The sequence below is a fragment of the Pseudomonas sp. H3_E07 genome (genome assembly GCF_054668895.1).
Map to the genome: position 1 here is coordinate 6122325 of NZ_CP162795.1, position 20222 is coordinate 6142546.

General features: G+C 65.9%; 13 protein-coding genes. All 13 read left to right on the forward strand.

Features of this window, described 5'->3' with window-relative positions; genetic code table 11:
- Window position 1: 1 nt before the first annotated feature.
- Genes AB4O08_RS28275 through AB4O08_RS28335 form a run of 13 tightly spaced genes read left to right on the forward strand, consistent with a single transcriptional unit; the run spans window position 2 to window position 19788 of the window.
- Window positions 2-5458, forward strand: coding sequence for a non-ribosomal peptide synthetase (locus AB4O08_RS28275; protein WP_010210580.1), 5457 nt, complete (start codon window positions 2-4; stop codon window positions 5456-5458).
- Entirely contained in the window at window positions 5455-7188 is a 1734-nt protein-coding gene (locus AB4O08_RS28280) for an ABC transporter ATP-binding protein (protein ID WP_137206548.1), read from the forward strand. Before AB4O08_RS28275 ends, AB4O08_RS28280 begins: the two co-directional genes overlap by 4 nt.
- Window positions 7185-8930: an ABC transporter ATP-binding protein gene (locus tag AB4O08_RS28285; RefSeq protein WP_460114607.1), complete on the forward strand. Its 1746-nt coding sequence runs from the start codon at window positions 7185-7187 to the stop codon at window positions 8928-8930. The genes AB4O08_RS28280 and AB4O08_RS28285 overlap by 4 nt, the downstream gene beginning before the upstream one ends.
- Window positions 8924-10027: a saccharopine dehydrogenase NADP-binding domain-containing protein gene (locus AB4O08_RS28290; protein ID WP_176332045.1), complete on the forward strand. Its 1104-nt coding sequence runs from the start codon at window positions 8924-8926 to the stop codon at window positions 10025-10027. Before AB4O08_RS28285 ends, AB4O08_RS28290 begins: the two co-directional genes overlap by 7 nt.
- Window positions 10024-11058, forward strand: a complete 1035-nt coding sequence (locus AB4O08_RS28295; RefSeq protein WP_183701622.1) for a class I SAM-dependent methyltransferase — start codon at window positions 10024-10026, stop codon at window positions 11056-11058. The genes AB4O08_RS28290 and AB4O08_RS28295 overlap by 4 nt, the downstream gene beginning before the upstream one ends.
- Entirely contained in the window at window positions 11055-12725 is a 1671-nt protein-coding gene (locus AB4O08_RS28300) for a class I SAM-dependent methyltransferase (protein ID WP_044287151.1), read from the forward strand. The genes AB4O08_RS28295 and AB4O08_RS28300 overlap by 4 nt, the downstream gene beginning before the upstream one ends.
- A complete protein-coding gene (locus AB4O08_RS28305) occupies window positions 12722-13900 on the forward strand; it encodes a cytochrome P450 (protein ID WP_010210587.1) in 1179 nt (392 codons plus the stop codon). The genes AB4O08_RS28300 and AB4O08_RS28305 overlap by 4 nt, the downstream gene beginning before the upstream one ends.
- Window positions 13897-15042, forward strand: a complete 1146-nt coding sequence (locus AB4O08_RS28310) for a Gfo/Idh/MocA family oxidoreductase (RefSeq protein ID WP_010210589.1) — start codon at window positions 13897-13899, stop codon at window positions 15040-15042. The genes AB4O08_RS28305 and AB4O08_RS28310 overlap by 4 nt, the downstream gene beginning before the upstream one ends.
- Window positions 15039-15758 carry a VOC family protein gene (locus tag AB4O08_RS28315; protein ID WP_031290816.1) on the forward strand — a complete coding sequence of 240 codons (720 nt, stop codon included), beginning with the start codon at window positions 15039-15041 and terminating at the stop codon, window positions 15756-15758. Before AB4O08_RS28310 ends, AB4O08_RS28315 begins: the two co-directional genes overlap by 4 nt.
- Window positions 15751-17349 carry a (2,3-dihydroxybenzoyl)adenylate synthase gene (locus tag AB4O08_RS28320; protein WP_044287149.1) on the forward strand — a complete coding sequence of 533 codons (1599 nt, stop codon included), beginning with the start codon at window positions 15751-15753 and terminating at the stop codon, window positions 17347-17349. Before AB4O08_RS28315 ends, AB4O08_RS28320 begins: the two co-directional genes overlap by 8 nt.
- Window positions 17346-18104 (forward strand): thioesterase II family protein, encoded by a 759-nt coding sequence (locus AB4O08_RS28325; RefSeq protein ID WP_010210593.1) that lies wholly within the window; start codon window positions 17346-17348, stop codon window positions 18102-18104. The genes AB4O08_RS28320 and AB4O08_RS28325 overlap by 4 nt, the downstream gene beginning before the upstream one ends.
- Window positions 18101-18409 (forward strand): isochorismate lyase, encoded by a 309-nt coding sequence (locus tag AB4O08_RS28330; RefSeq protein WP_010210594.1) that lies wholly within the window; start codon window positions 18101-18103, stop codon window positions 18407-18409. Before AB4O08_RS28325 ends, AB4O08_RS28330 begins: the two co-directional genes overlap by 4 nt.
- Window positions 18406-19788 (forward strand): isochorismate synthase, encoded by a 1383-nt coding sequence (locus AB4O08_RS28335; RefSeq protein WP_460114608.1) that lies wholly within the window; start codon window positions 18406-18408, stop codon window positions 19786-19788. The genes AB4O08_RS28330 and AB4O08_RS28335 overlap by 4 nt, the downstream gene beginning before the upstream one ends.
- Window positions 19789-20222 lie beyond the last annotated feature (434 nt).

Genomic DNA, 20222 nt, shown 5'->3' on the forward strand with positions numbered 1-20222 from the left:
CATGCCCGCCGCCAAACTGCTAAGCGAACTCAAGTCCCTGGGCGTCGAACTCTGGCCCCAGGACGGACAACTGAAATTCCGTGCACCCCAGGGCCTGCTCGACACCGAGCGCCTGGCGCAATTGCGCGAACACAAGCAACAGATCCTGCACTTGCTAGAGACACAGGAACGCCCGCTCGTGCTGGCTGATCCGGCGCAACGCCACACGCCCTTCCCTCTCACCGATGTGCAGAACGCCTACCTGCTGGGCCGCCAATCGTCCTTCGGCTACGGTAATGTGGCCTGCCATGGCTATCTGGAACTGAGCTGGCCAAGCCTGGACCCACAGCAGGTGGAGCTGGCCTGGAACCGCTTGATCGCTCGCCACGACATGCTGCGCGCGGTGATCGCCAGTGAAGGCTCGCAGCGGGTGCTGGCCGACGTCGCCCACTATTCGCTGACCATTGCCGACCTGCGTGGCGCCACCCGCGCGCAGCACCAGCATACGGTGCAACAGATTCGCCAGGCCATGGAGCAGAAGCTTTACCCCACCGAGGTCTGGCCGCTGTTTGAGCTGCGCCTGAGCCGCAGTGACAACGGCGACACACTGCACTTCTCCATGGACTCCCTGATCGCCGACTGGGCCAGCGCGCAGCTGCTGTTCAATGAGCTGGAACTGTTGCTGCAGAATCCCCAGGCAGCCTTGCCAGCCCTCGACATCACCTTTCGCGACTACCTGCTGGCCGAGCGCAGTTTGCTCGAAGGCAGCCGCCACCAACGCGACCGTGATTACTGGCTGACACGCATCGACGCATTGCCCGCCGCACCGCAACTGCCGACGCCCCTGAGCGGCGAAGACACCCGCGAGCCACGGTTCCAGCGACACTCGGCGCGGCTTGAGCCGCAGCCATGGGCTGCCCTGAAAAGCGCAGCCAGCGAACGTAGCCTCACCCCATCGATCGTAGTGCTGGCAGCCTATGCCGCGACCTTGCAACGCTGGAGCCAGCAACCCGCCTTCAGCCTCAACCTGACATTGCTCAACCGCCTGCCGCTGCATCCACAGGTGGATCGCCTGGTGGGCGACTTCACCTCGGTCAGCCTGTTGCAGGTCAACGATCCCGAGGGCCTGGACTTCACCGCCCAGGCACGCCAGTTGGGCAACCAATTGTTTACCGACCTGGAGCACCGGTTGTTCTCCGGCATCCAGGTCATGCGCGAAATCGGTCGCCGCCGCGGGCGTGAAGCGGCGGCCATGCCGGTAGTCTTCACCAGCGCCATCGGCCTGGGGATTGAGGCGCCGCCGGCCAGTCAACGCCGGGTTGGCCACGGCATCACCCAGACGCCGCAAGTCACCCTCGATTGCCAGGTGATGGATGACGCCAATGGCCTGCACATTCATTGGGACGTGCGCCAGGGCGTGTTTCCCGACGGCCTGGTGGACGACATGCAGCAGGCGTTCGTCGCCGAATTGCAGTTGCTGGCCCTGGACCCGGCAGCCTGGGAACATCCGGTGCAAGTGCCGCTGCCGGCCTGGCAGCAGCGTGAACGCTTGGCGGCGAATGCTACCGCCGCCCCGTTGCCCACCGGCCGTCTGCATGACGGCCTGCTGGCCATGGCCTGGGAACATCCCCACGCCCTGGCGGTGATCGATGCCAGTGGCAGCCTGACCTACGCCGCCCTTGCCGAACGCGCGCTGGCGGTGGCGTCAGCCCTGCGTGAGGCGGGATGCGACGCGCAGGAACCGGTGGCGATCCTGATGCCCAAGGGACTCGACCAGGTGGTGGCAGCCTACGGCGTGTTGCTCGCCGGCGCCGCCTACCTGCCCCTGGACAGCAACGCTCCGGCCGCACGCCGCGACCGCGTACTGCGCAGCGCCAAGGTGCGGCATGTGCTGGGGCATTCCCTGGCGCAGCCCCATACGCCGTTGCCCGAGACATCGCAGTGGCACAGCGTGGACCGGCTGCCCTCGGCAGGCGCGGATTTCGAGCTGCTCGAAGGCAGCCCCGATCACCTTGCCTACGTGATCTACACCTCCGGCTCCACCGGCGAGCCCAAAGGCGTGATGATCAGCCATCGTGCCGCACTCAATACCGTGCAAGACATCAACCGACGCTTCGAGGTCAACGCCGATGACCGCGTACTGGGCCTGGCGCAGTTGAGTTTCGACCTGTCGGTGTATGACCTGTTCGGTCCCCTCGCCGTGGGCGGAACCCTGGTGCTGCCCGACCCCGCACGCGGCGCCGACCCATCGCATTGGGCCGAGCTGGTGCAGCGCCATCAGGTCACGCTGTGGAACTCGGTACCGGCACAGTTGCACATGCTCGCCGACTATCTGCACGCCGAACCCCGCCCACTGGACAGCCTGCGCCTGGCCTTGCTCTCCGGTGACTGGATCCCGCTGAATCTGCCCCCCCAACTCAAGGCGCTGCTGCCCGAACTGAAACTGGTGGGCCTGGGCGGCGCCACTGAAGCCTCGATCTGGTCGAACCTGCACCCTATCGGCGCCATCGACCCAGCGTGGCGCAGCATTCCCTACGGCCTGCCGTTGGCCAACCAAGGCTTTCGGGTACTCGACCACCACTGGCGCGATGCACCGACCTGGGTGCCGGGCGACCTGTATATCACCGGTGTCGGCCTGGCCCAGGGCTACCTGGGCGATATGGATTTGAGTGACGCACGCTTTTTTCCTCATCCGCTCGACGGTCAGCGCCTGTACCGCACCGGTGACCGTGGCCGCTACCTGCCGGGGGGTGAACTGGAATTCCTGGGCCGTGAAGACGGCCAGGTGAAAATTCGCGGGCACCGGGTGGAGCTGGGTGAGGTTGAGGCTGCACTGCTCGCCACCCCCGGCGTGGACAGTGCGGTCAGCCTGGTCAGTGGCGACCTGTTGGCGTTCGTCACCGCCGCACGCGCCGAACCCGAGCCGCTTCCAGGCGCGTCGTTGCTTACGGCGGTCAAACGCTATGCCGACAGCCAGGTGGGTAGTTTCGACGCGCAACAGGTGCGCGAGTATCAGGCTGACCTGAGTGCCGCCGCATTGAGTTCAATGCTGGAGGTGTTGCTCAAAGCCGGCCTGTTCAGCGGCGAACGGGCCGAACCGGACGCTGGCACAATCCTGCACGCCTTGCACGCCGAGCCGCGTCACCATTGGCTGGTACGCCGCTGGTTGGGCGCGCTGTGCGAGGCTGGTTTGCTGCGCTACACCCACTCGCACTACCGCCTCGCGCAACCCGCGCCCAACCCGGCACTGGCGTGGGGCCGGGTGGAACAGGCGGTCGCCTCGGGGCTGTGCAGCCAGGCGCTGCTCGACTACCAGCTCAAGCATGTGGGGCAACTGCCGCAACTGCTCAAGGGCGAGGTCAACCCGTTCGACCTGCTGTTCCCCCAAGGCCAACTGGACTTGGCATTGCAGCTGTATGGCGGTGACGCGGTGTCGCGCTACAACAACCACTGCATTGCTGCGCTGATCAATCGCCTGGCCACCCACCATCAAGGCGATGGCCCGCTGCGCATCCTCGAAATTGGCGCCGGTACTGGCGCCACCAGCGCGCCGGTCATCGGCTTGCTCGATGGGCTGGAAGTCGACTACCTGTTTACCGACATGACCGCGTTTTTCCTGCCGGCGGCCAAGCAACGCTTTGCTGAACAGGCCTGGGTGCGCTATGGCGTGTTGGACATCGACCAGGACATCCGCCCTCAGGGTCTGGCCAGCAACAGCGTGGATATCGTGCTGTGTGCGGGCATGCTCAACAGCGTCAAAGACATCGATAACGCCCTCGGCCAGATCACCGAATTGCTCAGTCCCGGCGGTTGGCTGGTGTTCAGCGAACCCACCGGTGAGTGGCCGCCGATCCTGCTGACCCAGGGCTTCATGATGACGCCGGTCAATGGCGACCACGACCAGGGCCGAAGTGGTCTACGTGACGCCGATATCTGGCAGGCGCGGGTCAAGGCCTTCGGTGGCGAATGCCTGCCTGCCCTGCCCCAGGCCGACCACCCGCTGGCCGCCCTCGGCATGCAGGTATTCGCCGCGCGCTTCAAGGCCGGCGTGCAGCGTCTGAGTGTCGACAGCCTACGCCGCGCCCTGGCCCAGCGCCTGCCGGACTACATGCTGCCAGCGCACCTGCAGGTACTCGACCGTTTGCCGCTGACCGCCAACGGCAAGGTCGACCGCAAGACGTTGGCCGGCTGGCGCCCTGCCGCCGATGCCCAGGCCTCCAGCAGTCAAGAAGCGCCGAGCGATCCGCTCACCGCCGAGTTGTGTCGCGTATGGGCCGACGCCCTGGGGCTGGCGCAGATCGGCGTCGAGGACAGCTTCTATGAAAAAGGCGCCGACTCGCTGATCCTCGCCCGTGTCGCCGGCCAACTGCGTGAGCAACTGCCCCAAGCCCAAAGCCTGAGCTACGACACCTTGTTGCGGCAGATGCTCAATGAGCCGAATGTCGCCGCCCTCGCGCGCCTGCTCAATCAGGGCAAAACCACGCCGGCCCGAGTTGCCGCCAGTGGTGAAGCGCAACGCTCATCCCGCAGCAACGCGCTGGTGGTACCGTTTGGCGGGGGTGAGGCCGGCCCGGTGCGGGTGATGTTCCATGCGGCCCTCGGCACCCTGGATTATTTCCAGCACCTGGGCCGCGCCCTTGCCGACCAGCAGGCGGGTCCGGTGATTGGCTTTGCCGTGGCGGACACCGAACAGTACCTGGCGCTGGAGCCCAAACGCCTGATCGAGAGCGTGGCCGAGGACTACGCCGAGCGCTTGATTGCCGACGGCCATCAACGTTTCCAGCTGATCGGCTACTGCCTCGGCGGCCTGCTGGCCACTGAGGTTGCCCGACGCTTGCTCGAACGCGGCATGGAGGTGGTCGACTTGAGCCTGATCGACAGCATCCCGATGTTCATCGACACCGACGAAGAACTGGCCTACGAGGCGATCTTCGTGCCCAACCTGAACCTGGACCCGGTGAAAACCGTGTTCGGTGCGCACATCGAAGACTACGACGTGTACCGTGCCATCGACCTGTTGATGGCCCGCGACAACCGCCGCGTGCCGGCCGGGGCCATGGCGGCGTTGAGCGGCGATCCGGGGCTGGACGCGCTAGCGCTGGCGGTACAACAGCAATCGGCGCGCAGCCAGGAGGAGCGCCTGGCCGAATACGCGCACCTGGCCTCAGGCCAGGCCGGCGTACCGATCGGCGCCGAACTGGTGCCGACGCTGTTCCGCGTGTGCCGCCACAGCATGCGTGCGGCGCGATTCGACCCGCCGCCGTTCCTCGGCAACATGACCTACCTGCGCTGCCTGGAGCAGCAATCGTTTGGTATCACCGGCGGCGTCGGTCATCTGGCCGCGCCGTTCTGGGAAGACGCCTGCCTGGGCCGCTTCGAGTTGATCGACGTACCCGGCAACCATTTCAGCGTGATCGAACCGCCCCACGTCCACACCGTTACTGGGCACCTGCTTGAGGCCCTTCGGAAAAACTCATGACCACTGCCCTGGATACCCTGAAACGCCCGGTCAATCGCCTCATCCGCCTCGGTGTGGCGTTCGCCGCCCTCGGCGCATTGGTAAACCTGGTGCCCTTTATCGGCCTCACCGAACTGGGCCGCTTGCTGTTGGCCGGCAGCGCCGACAGCCAAACCCTGTGGCTGTGGGCCGCGCTGGTGGTGATCGCCCTGAGCGTAGGGTGGATGGCCAGCGGCGTGGCGCTGTGGTTGACCCATGTGGCTGACCACCGGCTGCAATCGAGTTTGCGCGAAGCCATGGTGCACAAGCTCGGGCGCGTGCCGTTGGGCTGGTACACCGACACCACCTCCGGCGCCGTGCGCAAGGTGGTGCAGGATGACCTCGAAGACCTGCACCACCTGGTCGCCCACCATGCGGTGGAACTCACCGCGGCCATCGTCACCCCGCTGGCGGGCTTGCTGTGGCTGGCCACGCTGAACTGGCGGCTGGCGCTGCTGGCGGTGCTGACGCTGCCCATCTACGCGGTGGCCTACACCCTGATGATGCGCGGCTTCGGCGCCAAGATGCAGTTGCTGGACAAGAGCATGACCCGGGTCAGCGCGGCAATTGTCGAGTTCGTGCACGGCATTGCCGTGGTCAAAGCGTTCGGCCAGGTCGGCCAGGCGCATCGCAGCTATCAGCAGGCGGTCAACCAGTTCAGCGAGCAGTACGCCGGCTGGGTCAGGCCGCTGCTGCGCTTGGAAGCCTTTTCTTCGATGGCCCTGAGTGTACCGGTGATCCTGCTGGTAAGCCTGGGGGTCGGCAGCCTGTTGCTGGCGTACGGCTGGATCACGCCGCTGGAACTGTTCGCCGAAACCCTGGTAGCGGTGGTCATCCCGCAATCGCTGCTGGTCATCAACCAGAGCCTCACGGCCCAGCGCACGGCCCTGGCGGCAGCCGATCGCATCGAAGCACTGCTGGACGTCGAGGAACTGCCCACGCCCAAGGCCTGCGTCCAACCCCAAGGCAGCGACATCCGCTTTGAACAGGTGCAGTTCGGCTACGACGCCGAGCACCTGATCCTCAAGGGCGTCGACTTGCACTGTCCAGCCGGCAGCGTCACCGCATTGGTCGGTGCATCCGGTGCCGGCAAGTCGACTCTGGCCAAGCTGGTGCCGCGCTTTCATGACGTCAACGCTGGCCGCATCTGCGTGGGTGGCGCCGATGTGCGTGAGATCGACCCGCACCAGTTGTATCGACACGTGGGCTTCGTGTTGCAGGACGCGCAGCTGGTGCACGGCACAGTCGCCGATAACCTGCGCCTCGGCCGCCCCGACGCCAGCGATGCGGAGGTCGTGGCGGCGGCGCGATCGGCGCAGATTCATGCGCGTATCCAGGCCCTGCCCCGGGGTTATCAATCGGTGATCGGCGACGATGCGGTCTTCTCCGGTGGCGAAGCGCAGCGCGTGTCCATCGCCCGCACCCTGCTGGCGGACACGCCGGTGTTGATCCTCGATGAAGCCACCTCCCACGCCGACCCCGAATCCGAAGCGCTGATCCAGGACGCCCTGTCGGCCCTGGCACGTGGTCGCACGGTGCTGGTGATTGCCCATCGCCTCGCAAGCATCAGCGGGGTCGACCAGATCGTCGTTCTCGACCAGGGCCGCGTGCTGGAAAGCGGCTGCCATGAACAACTGCTGAAAGCCAACGGCGCCTATGCCCGAATGTGGCGAGCAGGTGCCGAAACCCCTGCCTTGGAGATGTCTTTGTGATCCGTAGCCTTGTGACCTTACTGGGCCCGCCCCATGCCTCGCGTCTCTACCGTTACCTGGCGTGGCTGGTGACCAGTGCCGTGCTGCAAGGCCTGGCCGTGGCCCTGTTGGTGCCGATCCTGCACGCGCTGTTCGTCGGCGACTTGCCCAGCGCCATGACCTGGCTGGCGGGCCTGGCGGCGATGGTAGTGCTGACCTGCATCGCCCACTACCAGCAGGCCATGAAGGGTTTTGCCCTAGCTCTGCTGGTGCTGACGACGTTGCATGATCGTCTCGGCCAGCACTTGGTCAGCCTGCCCCTGGGCTGGTTCAACTCGGAAAAGGTTGGACGCCTGTCGCGCAGCGCCACCAGCGGCACGTTGATGGTCACCGGTTTGTTTGCCCATTACCTGGGGCCGGTGGTGTCCGGGGTAGTGGTGCCGGCCACCGTGGCACTGACCCTGTTCGTGTTCGACTGGCGCCTGGGCCTGACGGCCGTGCTGTGTGCGCCGTTGATCTACTTCGCCCATCACTGGTCGGCCGCCGCCATCGGCAGCAACGATGCGCGGGTGGAAGCCGCCGCGACCCTGGCCGGCAACCGGGTGGTGGAGTTCGCCCGCTACCAGCAAGTACTGCGCGCGTTTGGTCGCACCCACGACGGCTACGCGCCGTTGCAGGCGGCCAATCAGGCGCAAAAGCAGGCCGGTGGTTCGATGCTGTCGCAGACCTTTCCCAAGCTGCTCGCTGGCGGTTTGACCGTGCAGCTGGCGTTCGCGCTGCTGGTAGGCGTGGGCATTACCCTGGCTGCCCATGGTGAAATCGATGCCATCCAGCTGGTTGCCCTGCTCGCCCTGGCAGCGCGGTTTGTGGGGCCATTGGCCGAAGCTGCTGCACGCAGCGGTCTATTGCGCATGGCCGGCAACGACCTGGATCAGTTGGTGGGCATCCTGCGTGAGCCGTCGCTGCCCGAGCCCGTCGTCAGCCAGCCCTTGTCCGCGCCGGGCAGCCTGGCCTTCGAACAGGTGAGCTTCGCCTACCCCAGTGGCCCGACGGTGCTGCAGGACCTGACCTTCAGCGCCCCGGCGCATTCAATGACCGCGATTGTCGGCGCCTCGGGTTCGGGCAAGACCACCGTCACTCGCCTGCTGATGCGCTTTTTCGATACCACCACGGGCAGCGTCAAGGTCGGCGGCGTGGACGTGCGTGAACAGTCCAGCGAGGCGCTGATGGCGCAACTGTCGCTGGTGATGCAGGACGTGTACCTGTTCGACGACAGCCTGGAAGCGAACATCCGCGTGGGCAGCCCGGACGCCAGTGCCCGCGACGTCGCCGAAGCGGCACGGCTGGCCGGTGTGGATGAAATCGTCGCACGCCTGCCCCAGGGCTGGAACACGCCGGTGGGCGAAGGCGGCGCATCGTTATCCGGGGGCGAACGCCAGCGCGTCTCACTGGCCAGGGCGTTGCTCAAGCGTGCGCCCATCGTGCTGCTGGACGAAGCCACCGCCGCGCTCGACCCGCACAACGAAGCCTTCGTACAAGCCGCGATTCAGCGCCTGATGCAAAACTCGACCGTGCTGGTGATCGCCCATCGCTTGCCGACCATCATGGCCGCCGACCAGATCCTGGTCCTGGACCAGGGGCGTCTGGTGGAATCGGGCACCCACGCGCAACTGCTCAGCCTCAACGGTCGTTATGCCGGGTTCTGGCATGACCGTCAGCGCGCCGGCGGCTGGCGCCTGAATGCGCAGGCCCAGCCATGCTGATCGGGGTGCTGGGTGCCAGTGGTGACGTCGGCCTGGCCAGCGCGCAGGCCTTGTTGAGCCTGGGCCTGCACAACCTGCGCCTGGGCGGGCGTGACGCGCACACCGGCGCGCGTTGCCTGGCGCGGCTGCATCAGCAATGGCCGGATGCTCGGTTGCAATGGACGGCCGTGGACTTCAACGACACGCCCGCACTGGCCAGGTTCGCCCGTGGCTGCGACGTGCTGCTCAATTGCGCCGGCCCCTCCTGGCGCGTGGCGGACCGTGCCGCACAGGCCGCCTTGAAAGCCGATGCACATTACGTCGACGCCGCCGGCGATATACACCTCGACCCGGCCCTATGGCGCGGGCGTAGCGCGGTGCTTGGCGCGGGCCTGCAACCGGGGCTCACCGGCCTGCTACCGCGCTGGCTGGCTGCGCAAGGGTTCACTCGGGTGCAGGGCCTGACCAGCTATTTCGGCCTGCGCGACCAATTCACGGCGGTGGCCGCGGACGACTTCCTGCAAGGTGCGGTTGACGGCTCCAGCGAGCCCTTGGCGGCCTGGCACAACGGCCGGTGCAGCCGCGCACTGAGGCGCCGTCGCGATGTGCTGCTGCCGTGTTTCCCCGGCCCGGTGCATGTGCTGCCCTACTTGAACGAGGAAGGCGAACGCCTGGCCAGGGACCTGCACCTGGAGACAGGCCAGTGGTTCAACGTGATAACCGACGGGCATGTGCTCAACACCCTCGACCAGGCGCACAACCTGCCGCGTGCCGAAGCGGTGCAACGCTTATGCACGGCCAGCCAGTTGGACCTCAGTGGCCAGCCACCCTTTGTCACGTTGTTGCTGCAACTCGATGGTCTCTGCGACGGCCAAGCGTGCACTCGCAGTCTGGTACTCAGCGGCGCCGGCAATGCGGCACTGACCGGCGCCATGGCGGCGATCACCGTAGTGAGTGTGCTCGAAGGCGAAATCCGCCCCGGCTGCCATCACGCCGCCCATGCCTTGCCGCCCGCCGCCAGCCTTGAACGCCTGCAACGCACCTCGTCGATCCGCACGCTGAACCTGCTGGACCACCCGCTCGAACACCTGCAATACGCCGAAGAAGGTTGCCTATGAACACCGCCCTCAACGCACTGGAACAATTGAGCCTGGGCGTCATGGCTGACGTGCTCCTGCATACGCAGGCCTTGCCGATGCAGGTGTGGCGAACAGCCGAACACCTTAACCAGGCCCTCGGTACGGCACCGCGCCATGCCTGGATTGTGCGGCGCTGGCTGGCGGCGTTGTCGCGTGCCGGAGCCGTGCGTGAAGACAACGACCGGTTTGCGTGGCACGGCACGCCGCCACAAGCAGCCATCGGCGATCTACCAAAGTTGTATGCGGAACTGGGCTTCCCGCCGAGCATGGCGCAACTGCATGCCCAGGTCATCGAGCGCCTGCCCGAGTTGCTGCGCGACCAGATTGCCCTGGCGCCTTTGTTGGTGCTTGCCGGGGACCCGGTGGCGGTACTCGGTGCGTACCAGCACAACCACTTCACCGCCGCGATCAATCAGGCGCTGGCGGCCCGCGCGCGGGAGGCCGGCAAGGCCGACGAAGTGCTGCAAGTGCTGGAACTCGGCGCCGGCGCCGGCTGCACCACCCGCGCTGTACTCGCGGCCCTGGAAGACCGCGAAAAGGTCTATCGATTCACCGACCTCAGCGCCCTGTTTACCGGCGCGGCTCGTCGCCAGTTCCGCCTGGAGCCAGGCGTGCAATTCAACCTGCTCGACCTCGATCGCGACTTCAGCGAACAAGGCATCGAACCCCGCAGCCAGGACCTGGTAATTGCCGGCAACGTGCTGCACAACGCCTGCGACCTGCCGCGCAGCCTGGCGCGAATCCGCGATTGCCTGCGCGACGGCGGCACCCTGCTGTTCAGCGAATCCATCGCCGACAACCCGGCGATGCTGACCTTCATGCACCTGTTGCTATCCCCGCCAGCCGGCGCCCCGCCAAGGGCCACCGATGAGGTGTTCCTCTCACCCGACGCCTGGCGCCTGGCCCTGCACGCCGCGGGTTTTGAGTTGCTCGACCTATGGCCCGCCGCGACCGACCCGCTGGCCGTCGCCGGGCAACGTCTGTTCCATGCCACAGGAGTTTCCCGATGAACGTCGATACCCTGCTGATCGACCTGCCCACTGCGCCCTGGCAACTGCCTGCATTTACCGACCTGGGCGTTCATCAGTTGGCGCCCGCCCGGCTGCTGGCCTTGCTTGAGCGCCAACGCCCCGCGGTAGTGATGATGAGCGCCGAACAGCTGGAGTGCCTGCTGGATTTCCCCGCGCTGGCGCTGAGTGATCTCAGCCACCTGCAACAGTTGCTGTTCGTCAGCAACCGCTCCGGTGACTGGAAGCTCGCGGAGCGAGCGGCGGCGCACCTCGATTGCAGCGTCCAAGGCTTCACGGAGCAATGGCACGACTTGGCCAGCATCAAGCTCGCGCATCAACGCTGGCGTGAGCGCGCGATGGACCATCCCCAAGTCAATGCCGCGGCCCTGCACGGTCAGACGCTGTTCGTGGTCCCGCGTCCTTGCGCGAGCATGCCGGTAGACGATCACCTGGCCGCAACCGAGGCGGCGCTCGATCAACAATTTGAAGCCGCACAGCTGAGGGAGGCAGTGCGACTCAATGACCGATTGGGCCATGCCGCGTTGCTCTCCATGCTCAATGGGCTTGAGCAGTGCGGGCTGCTGCCTGCACCGCTCAATGACGTGGCACACAGCCTGGCGCTGGCCGGCATTGCCCCCGGTCACCGGCCTTTGATTGCACGCTGGCTCGATGTGCTGCAATCCCAGGGCCTATTGCAACGTGCCGCCGATAGGTTGCAGCCCACCCTCGACGCAGATGCCTGGAGCGATGCCGCCCTTGAACGTATTTGGGCGCAGTTGAGCGTGGACTGGGCGCGGAATACCGGCGGCAGCGGCACCCTCGACTATGCGCGGGAGAATGCGCGGCAGTTGCCGTCGTTGATGCGCGGTGAATGTGCGGCGGTGCATCTGCTGTTTCCCGAAGGCCGCACCGAACGCGCGACAGCGCTGTACCGCGAAAGCCTGGCGGCGCAATACCAGCACCGCGCCGTCGCCCACTGGATCGGCGCCTGGGCCGCACGCCAGCCGGCCGGTGTGCCGCTGCACGTGCTGGAAGTCGGCGCTGGCACCGGTTCCACCACCCAGGCGGTGTTGCCCACGTTGGCCAATGCCAATGTGGATTACCTGTGCACCGACGTATCGCGCTACTTCAGCGAGCAAGCCGCCGAGCGGCTCAAGGGCTGGTCGTGGGTGCGCCACGGCGTGTTCGATATCGACCGCCCAGCCCTGGCCCAGGGTTATCCAAGCCAGACCTGGGACCTGATCGTCGCCGGTGGCGTGCTGAATGCGGCCCGCGACACCGAACGTTCCCTGGCCACCCTGCTCGCTTTGCTCAAACCGGGCGGCTGGCTGGTGTTCAGCGAACCGACCCAGGAAGCATTCTGGGTGATGGCCTCCCAGGCTTTCATGCTCAACCAGGCCAGCGACGAGCGCCAACTCAGCAGCGCCACATTTCTGGACCTAATGCAATGGCAAAGCGCACTGGCGCGGGCCGGCTTCCACGGCAACCGCAGCCTGCCCGCCGCCGCACACCCGCTGGCGAGCCTGGGCCATCGCGTATTCGTAGCTCAGGTCCCGGCCCAACGCCTGAGCCGCGCCGCACTGAAGGCCCATCTGGAAGACCCCGCGCTGCAGCTGGAACTGCTCGACCATTTGCCCGACTTCAGCACCGCCAAGGACTTGCCATGACCCCACTGGACTACCCTTTCAACTGCTTCACCGACCTGAAGCTGGCCGAGCCCTATCGCCATGCCCAGCAGGCACCGGGGCTGTTGCGCATCCAGATGCCCATCGGCGCCCCCGCCTGGCTCGCCACCCGCTACGACGATGTTCGCCTGGTGTTGGGCGACCGGCGCTTCAGCCGCAGCGAGGCGTTTCGCCGCGACGACAGCCCCCGCGCGTTTCCGCGCATCGCCGGTGGCATCGTGATGATGGACCCGCCGCAACTCACGCGAATTCGCTCGCGCGCCGCCCAGGCCTTCACCCGTCGCCGCGTCGAAGCCCTGCGCCCCCACGCCCGCGATTACGCTCACCAGTTGATCGACCGTATGCTCGCCGCCGGCCCGCCTGCCGACCTGGTCAACGACTACGCCCTGCCGCTGCCCCTGGCACTGATCTGCGAGCTGCTCGGTGTACCGGTTCAGGACCGTGATCGCTTCAAGGTGTGGAACGATTCACTGCTGTCAACCCGCACCGAGGACGCAGCCCAAACCCAACGTCACTTGGGTGAACTGGCCGCGTACATCAAAGGCCTGGTGGCCGAGCGTCGACGCGAACCGCGGGATGACTTCATGACCGCCTTGACCCAGACCGACGACAAAGGCGAGTCCCTCAACGAGGAGCAATTGCTGCTGTTGTGCATTGCGATCCTGGTCGCCGGTTACGAAGGCAGTGCCGCGCAGATCCCCAATTTCATCCAGGTGCTGCTGGACAACCCCACCCAGTGGCAACAGCTCAAGGCCGATCCCGAGCAGATACCGCAGGCGGTCGAAGAGCTGCTGCGCTACATCCCGCTGGCCTCGGCGGCGATGTTTGTGCACTACGCGCTGGAAGACATTCAGGTCGGTGAAACCCTGGTGCGCCAGGGCGACGCGGTGTTCGCCTCCATCGGCGCCGCCAACCATGACCCCGCACGCTTTGAAAACCCGCAGGCGCTGGACCTGCATCGGGATGCCAGCGGCCATTTCGGCTTCGGCCATGGCCTGCATCACTGCATCGGCTCGGCCCTGGCACGGGTCGAATTGCAGGAGGCGCTGCACGCCCTGGTGGTGCGCCTGCCCGACCTGCAACGCTGCGGCGAAGTGCAATGGAAAACCGCGACGTTTTTTCGCGGCGCCCACTGCCTGCCGGTGACCTGGTCATGAGCCGCCCGCCTGTACGCAAACGCGTGGTCATTGCTGGCACCGCGTTCGGCCGTATTTACCTGCAAGCCCTGGCGCGCGCTCAAGCCGACTACGAACTGGTGGGCATCCTGTCACGCGGCAATGCCTACTCCCGCGCCTGCGCCGCGCACTATGGCGTGCCGCTGTACGAGGCTGTGGAGCAAGTGCCGGATGACGTCGATATCGCCTGCGTGGTGGTGCGCTCAGGCGCCACCGGCGGCGCCGGCAGCGAGCTGGCCCAGCACCTGCTGCGGCGGGGCATCCATGTGCTCCAGGAACACCCGGTGCACCACCGCGAAATCGCTGCGTGCATGCAGGCCGCGCGCCAGGGCCGCGCGGCTTATGCGGTGAACACGCTGTACCCGAATATCCTCGCGATCCGGCGTTTTCTCACCGTGGCCGAGTACCTGCGCGAACAGCAGGGGCTGGCGTATATCGACGCAGCTTGCAACAGTCAGGTCGCCTACCCGCTGCTGGACATTCTCGGGCGTCTCGCCGGGGGTATGCGGCCCTGGGTGTTCGCAGCGCCGGGTGCCGGAGTCGGGACGCAACCCTTCACGCGGCTCAACGCGCGTTTCAACGGTGTACCGATCAGCCTGCGCATTCAGAACCAGGTGCACCCCCAGGACCCGGACAACCATTCCTTCCTGTTGCATCGCCTCGAAGTGGGCTGCGAAGCCGGCGTGCTGAGCCTGGGTGACACCCATGGCCCGGTGCTCTGGAACCCGCGCCTGCACGCCCCACGGGACAACACCGACCGCTTGATCATGGCCGGCCCCGGCAGCGAACGCCTGGCCGGTCCGACCATGGTGGTGCTCGACCCGCAGACCCCGGCGAGCTACCACCAGGTGTTCAACCAGGTCTGGCCCGATGCAGTCACTGTCGCCCTCGGCGAGCTGTGTCGCGACATCGATGAACCCGCACGCCGCCTGCGCAGCGGTGTGTGGGCCACCGAGGTGTCCATGGCCTGGCGCGAAATGAACAGCCTGATCGGCATGCCTGAACTGATCGAACCACCGGTGCCGCGTGCACTGCCACTGGCCGAACTCCAGGCCCGTGCCGACGCCGTACACCCCCCTTGCGGTGACGACACCGCCCAACTGCTGGGAGCCCTGCCGTTTTGAACACTGCCCAACCCTCTTCCGCATGCAGCCATGTGCTGCTGTGGGTGCGCGATCTGCACCAGGCCGTAGCGAATTTCCGCGCTGCCGGCTTCGAGGTCACTTACGCCACTGCCGAGGCCAGCGCGCAACACGCGCACATCTGGTTCAGCCAGGGGCCGATCATCGAACTGCTGACCACGCCTCGGCATGCCTGGCTGTTCAAGTGGCCCATCGACTGCCTCGCCGGCCGGGGGGCCGGACGGCGCATGTTGCGTTGGGCCGCCCAGGGCGAAGGCTTCTGCGACCTCGCCCTGCTGTGCGAAGACCCGGCCCTGGCGCCGCGCCTCAAGAGCCTCGCGGCCTGCGGCGTGCACATGGGGCGCACGGTGAACTGGCGACGCACCTGCGCCGATGGCAGTCAAACACGCTTTCGCTTCGTGTACCCGCGCCATGACCGCCTGCCATTCCTGGTCACGCCCTACTCACCTTCCCAGCACCCGGCGCGCAGGGTGCACCCCAATGGCGCCACCGGGTTGGCCGCGATTCTTCTGGGCGTACACCCCGACGATCACCCCGCCCTCAACTTACTGGCCGGCGATGACCCGCTGCTGCGCCTGCAACCGGCCACGCACACCGGCGTACAAGCGGTGCATATCACCGGCCTTGCGCACCCGTTGAATTTGCACGGCGCCCAGTTGTTGAGCTGCCCGACTGCCCAAGGAGATTGCCATGCTTGATGGATGTACTGACTGGCCCGACGACTTTATCCACCGCTACCGCGAGCAAGGCTACTGGCGCGGCGCGCCCCTGGGCGAACTGCTGCGCGAGCAGGCCCGGCGTACGCCGCACAAAGAAGCGTTGGTAGACGGCACTCGGCGCTGGACCTACGCCGACCTCAACCATCAGGCCGACTGTCTGGCCGCCGGTCTCGCTGAGCGCGGGCTGGTGGCTGGCCAGCGGGTGCTGGTGCAGTTACCGAATGTCGCCGAATTCTTCAGCCTGACCTTCGCCCTGCTGCGCCTGGGCGTCATTCCGGTGTTTGCGTTGCCGGCCCATCGTGAACATGAACTGGCGCACCTGGCGCACCTCAGCCAGGCGGTGGCCTATGTGATTGTCGATCAGCATCTGGGCTTCGACTATCGCCCGTTGGCGCGCACGCTGCGTGCGCAAGTGCCGAGCCTGCAACAGGTGTGGGTGGTCGGCGCCGCCGAGGAGTTTGTGCCCCTGGCGCAGTGTGTCGCCAGCCCGCGCGAATGGTCGCAGCCAGATTCGCGAGGGGTGGCAGTGTTGCTGCTGTCCGGCGGCACTACCGGCCTGCCCAAGCTGATCCCGCGCACCCATGATGACTACGCGTGCAATGCGCGCCTGGCGGCCCAGGCGTGTGGGTTCGATGCCGATACGCGTTACCTCGCCGCATTGCCGGTGGCGCACAACTTCCCCCTCGCCTCCCCCGGTGCGCTGGGCGTGTTCAGCGTCGGTGCCACCCTGGTGCTGGCGCCGGAACCGAGCCCGGACACCGCCTTCGAACTGATCGAACGCGAACGCATCACCCACACCGCCCTGATCCCGCCACTGGTACTGCTGTGGCTGGAAGTCGCGCAATGGTCCGATAACGACCTGAGCAGCCTGCAATGGCTGCAGGTCGGCGGTGCCCGGCTCAAGGCCGAGATTGCCGCACGCATCCGCCCGGCCCTGGGCTGCGGCCTGCAACAGGTGTACGGCATGGCCGAGGGTTTGCTGTGTTTCACGCCGCTGGATGATCCGCAGGCGTTGGTGTTTGACACCCAGGGACTACCGCTGACCGCCGACGATGAGATCCGCATCGTCGACGCCGACGACCAGCCGGTAGCACCTGGTGCCATTGGTGAATTGCTGGTGCGTGGTCCCTACACCATTCGCGGCTATTACAACGCCGCCGAGCAGAACCAGCGCGCCTTTACCGCCGACGGTTTTTACCGCAGCGGCGACCTGGTGCGGCGCCTACCCGAAGGGCATTTGATCGTCGAGGGACGCAGCAAGGACGTGATCAATCGCGGTGGCGAGAAAATCCCCGTGGAAGAGATCGAGAACCTGCTGCTCGGCCACCCACTGATTCGCGATGTAGCGCTGGTGGCCCTGGCCGACGAGCTGTTGGGGGAACGCAGCTGCGCCTGTGTGCTGGCCCACGGCGAGCAGGTCGACCTGGCCTCGATCAACGCCTGGCTGCGTGAACGTGGGCTGGCCGCCTACAAATTGCCGGATCGCTTGCAGGTGCTGCGCGAGTTCCCGCTGACGCGCCTGGGCAAGGTCAACCGCAAGGCCCTGGCAGAGCAGGTGCTGGCGCTATGAACGGCGCTGCATCGCCGTGGCTGCGCGTGCTGCGAGAAAGCGAACTGGCGCGGGCGCGCTTGGTGTGCCTGGCGCATGCCGGGGGCAGCGCGAGTTTTTTTCGTCCGTGGCTGGCGCACCTGCCGGGGGATATCGACCTGTTGGCCGTGCAGTATCCAGGGCGTGAAGAGCGTTTCAACGAAACGCATATCCCGTGCTTGGAGAGCCTGGCCATGCACATTGCCGCAGCGCTGCAAACGCTGCCCGCCCGGCCCTTGCTGCTATTCGGCCACAGCATGGGCGCCGCCCTCGCCTACGCCGTGGGGGTGCGCCTGCAGGCGGCAGGTTGTGGAGCCACCCATGTGTTCGTCTCGGGCCACGCGCCTGCGCACCGGCAACCGCCCAGTGACCTGCACCGCCAGGACGACGCCACGCTGATCGCCGATATCCTGCGCCAGGACGCCGACGCCGCCGGCCTGTGGGCCAACCCGCAACTGCGTGCGCTGTTCCTGCCGACCCTGCGCAGCGACTACCAGGCCATCGAAACCTGGCGGCCCAAGCAGCTTGCCCGCTTGACGGCGCCACTCGATGTGCTGCTGGCCCGTGATGACGCGGAAGTCAGCCTTGAGCAGGCCCGCGACTGGGCCGATCTCAGCCATCACACCCCGGATATTCGCCTGTTCGAGGGCGACCACTTTTACCTCAAGCACCAACCACGACCGGTGATCCATCACCTGTTGCAACGCACTGCCTACCTTCAGGGAGACTCGGTATGAAAACCCCGGAACACTGCACCGGCCTTTCGGACATTCGTCAGGCCATCGACAGCCTCGACCAGCAGATCATCGACGCCCTCGGCCTGCGCATGCAGTACGTCAAGGCCGCCTCCGCGTTCAAACCTGACCAGGCCAGCATCGCCGCGCCGGAGCGCGTCGCAGCGATGTTGCCGCAGCGCCGTCAATGGGCGCAGGCGGTCGGGCTGGACGGTGAGTTTATCGAGGGGCTGTTCAACCAGATCATCCACTGGTACATCGCCGAGCAGACCGCCTTCTGGCTGCAGAAAAAGAGCAAGGTGGTATGAACGAGAACGCGTTGCTCAAGGTGTTCCAGACCGCGCACCAGCGTGCGGTGGCGTATCAAAGGCCAGTCATGGCTGTTTCTTCATACGCCGCGCCGACGCTGGAAGCCCTGGCCCTTTATGAAGCCCACAGGCAGGGGTTCTTCTGGTGCACGCACTCGCCGGACCTGGCGCTGTTCGGCCTGGGTTGCGCCTGGCAGATCGAGGCCAGCGGCCCCCGGCGCATGCTCGACGTGGACCGCCAATGGTTCGCCCTGTGCGCCGACGCGGTAATCGTTGGGTCCAAGGCACCGTTGCTGCTGGGTGGCATGCGCTTCGATGAACAGCGGCCGTGCGCCCCCCATTGGGCCGCCTTCGCTGACGCCAGTTTTCATCTGGCCCATTGGCTGCTCAGCGAAGACGCCCACGGCCGCTGGCTGCGCTGCCAGCGGGTAGTCGGACCCGACAGCGACCCGCAGGCATTGGCTCGCGACAGCCTGGCGGCCTATGCACAATTGCTCAACCCTCCCGCCGCGACGGCCACTGCGCCCGACGTCATCGAACGCATTGCACTGCCTTCCCGGCAATGGCAGGGTAAGGTCGATAGGGCATTGCAGGCCATTTCAGCTGGCGATTTGAACAAAGTGGTGTTGGCGCGGCATATCGAGTACCAACTGGACGCGTCCCTCGACAGTGGAGCAGTGATGCAGCGTCTGCACGCACGCAGCAACGCGTCCCACCTGTTCGCGCTGCACCGTGGCGAGCATTGCTTCATGGGTGCCACGCCCGAACGGTTGCTCAGTTGTCAGGAGGGTCGTCTGACCACCCATGCCCTGGCAGGCAGCGCGCGACGTGGCATGACGGCCAACGAGGATCACGCTATCGGTGAACGGCTCCTGGCCGATCCCAAGGAGCAACATGAACACCGACTGGTGGTGCAGACCATTACCCAAGCCCTGGACGGCAAGGTCAGCGACCTCCAGGCCGCGTCATCCCCCCACCTGCTGAAGCTGGCCAACGTGCAGCACCTGAGCACGCCGATCATGGCGCAACTCAACTCGGACAAGCGTTTGCTGGACGGTATCCACGCGCTGCATCCAACGCCGGCGGTGGGTGGATTGCCAACTGCGACCGCCATGGACTTCATCCGTCGCCACGAAGGCTTCGACCGGGGCTGGTATGCGGCGCCTGTGGGTTGGCTGGATTCACAGGGTAACGGTGACTTCCTGGTGGCTCTGCGCTCGGCGCTGATCGCCCCTCGGCACTGTCATTTGTTCGCGGGGTGCGGGATTGTTGAGGGCTCTCAGCCTGCCGAGGAGTATGAGGAGACCCAAATCAAGCTTGCCAGCATGGAGCAGGCACTCTTGCTCGTCCCCCCCGGCCCTAATCAGACGCCTCTTTGAGCACCTCATAAATGAGGTCGGAGGCTATGGCGACGAGGATCAAATCAGTGCCCGCCTCCAAGAGAACAACGGGCGGACCGTCTGGCTGACCTGCGCAGATTCCGGCAGCGCGCGGGCAATCGAGACGGCCACATCGTCCCCTTCCCCTGACGGATTTTGGCTGGGACGCTCCATGCCGACGTGCGGATAACGCTCGCAGTATCGTGCGACGCATCCGCCAGCCTCTATGCCACGATTCAGGTTCCTTACCCGCACGGCAAAAGACTTTTGCCATTAATCTCATTGATAGCTCCCTAACGAAACCCCCATACTAGAGGGCTAATCTCGCGCTTATATCATTCCGAATGATAGTTACCTTTGCTTCATTCGATTCGTGACATAGCACAGCGCCGCGCATGATCCGCCCATCTCAAATACATTGGCGGATGCACCTC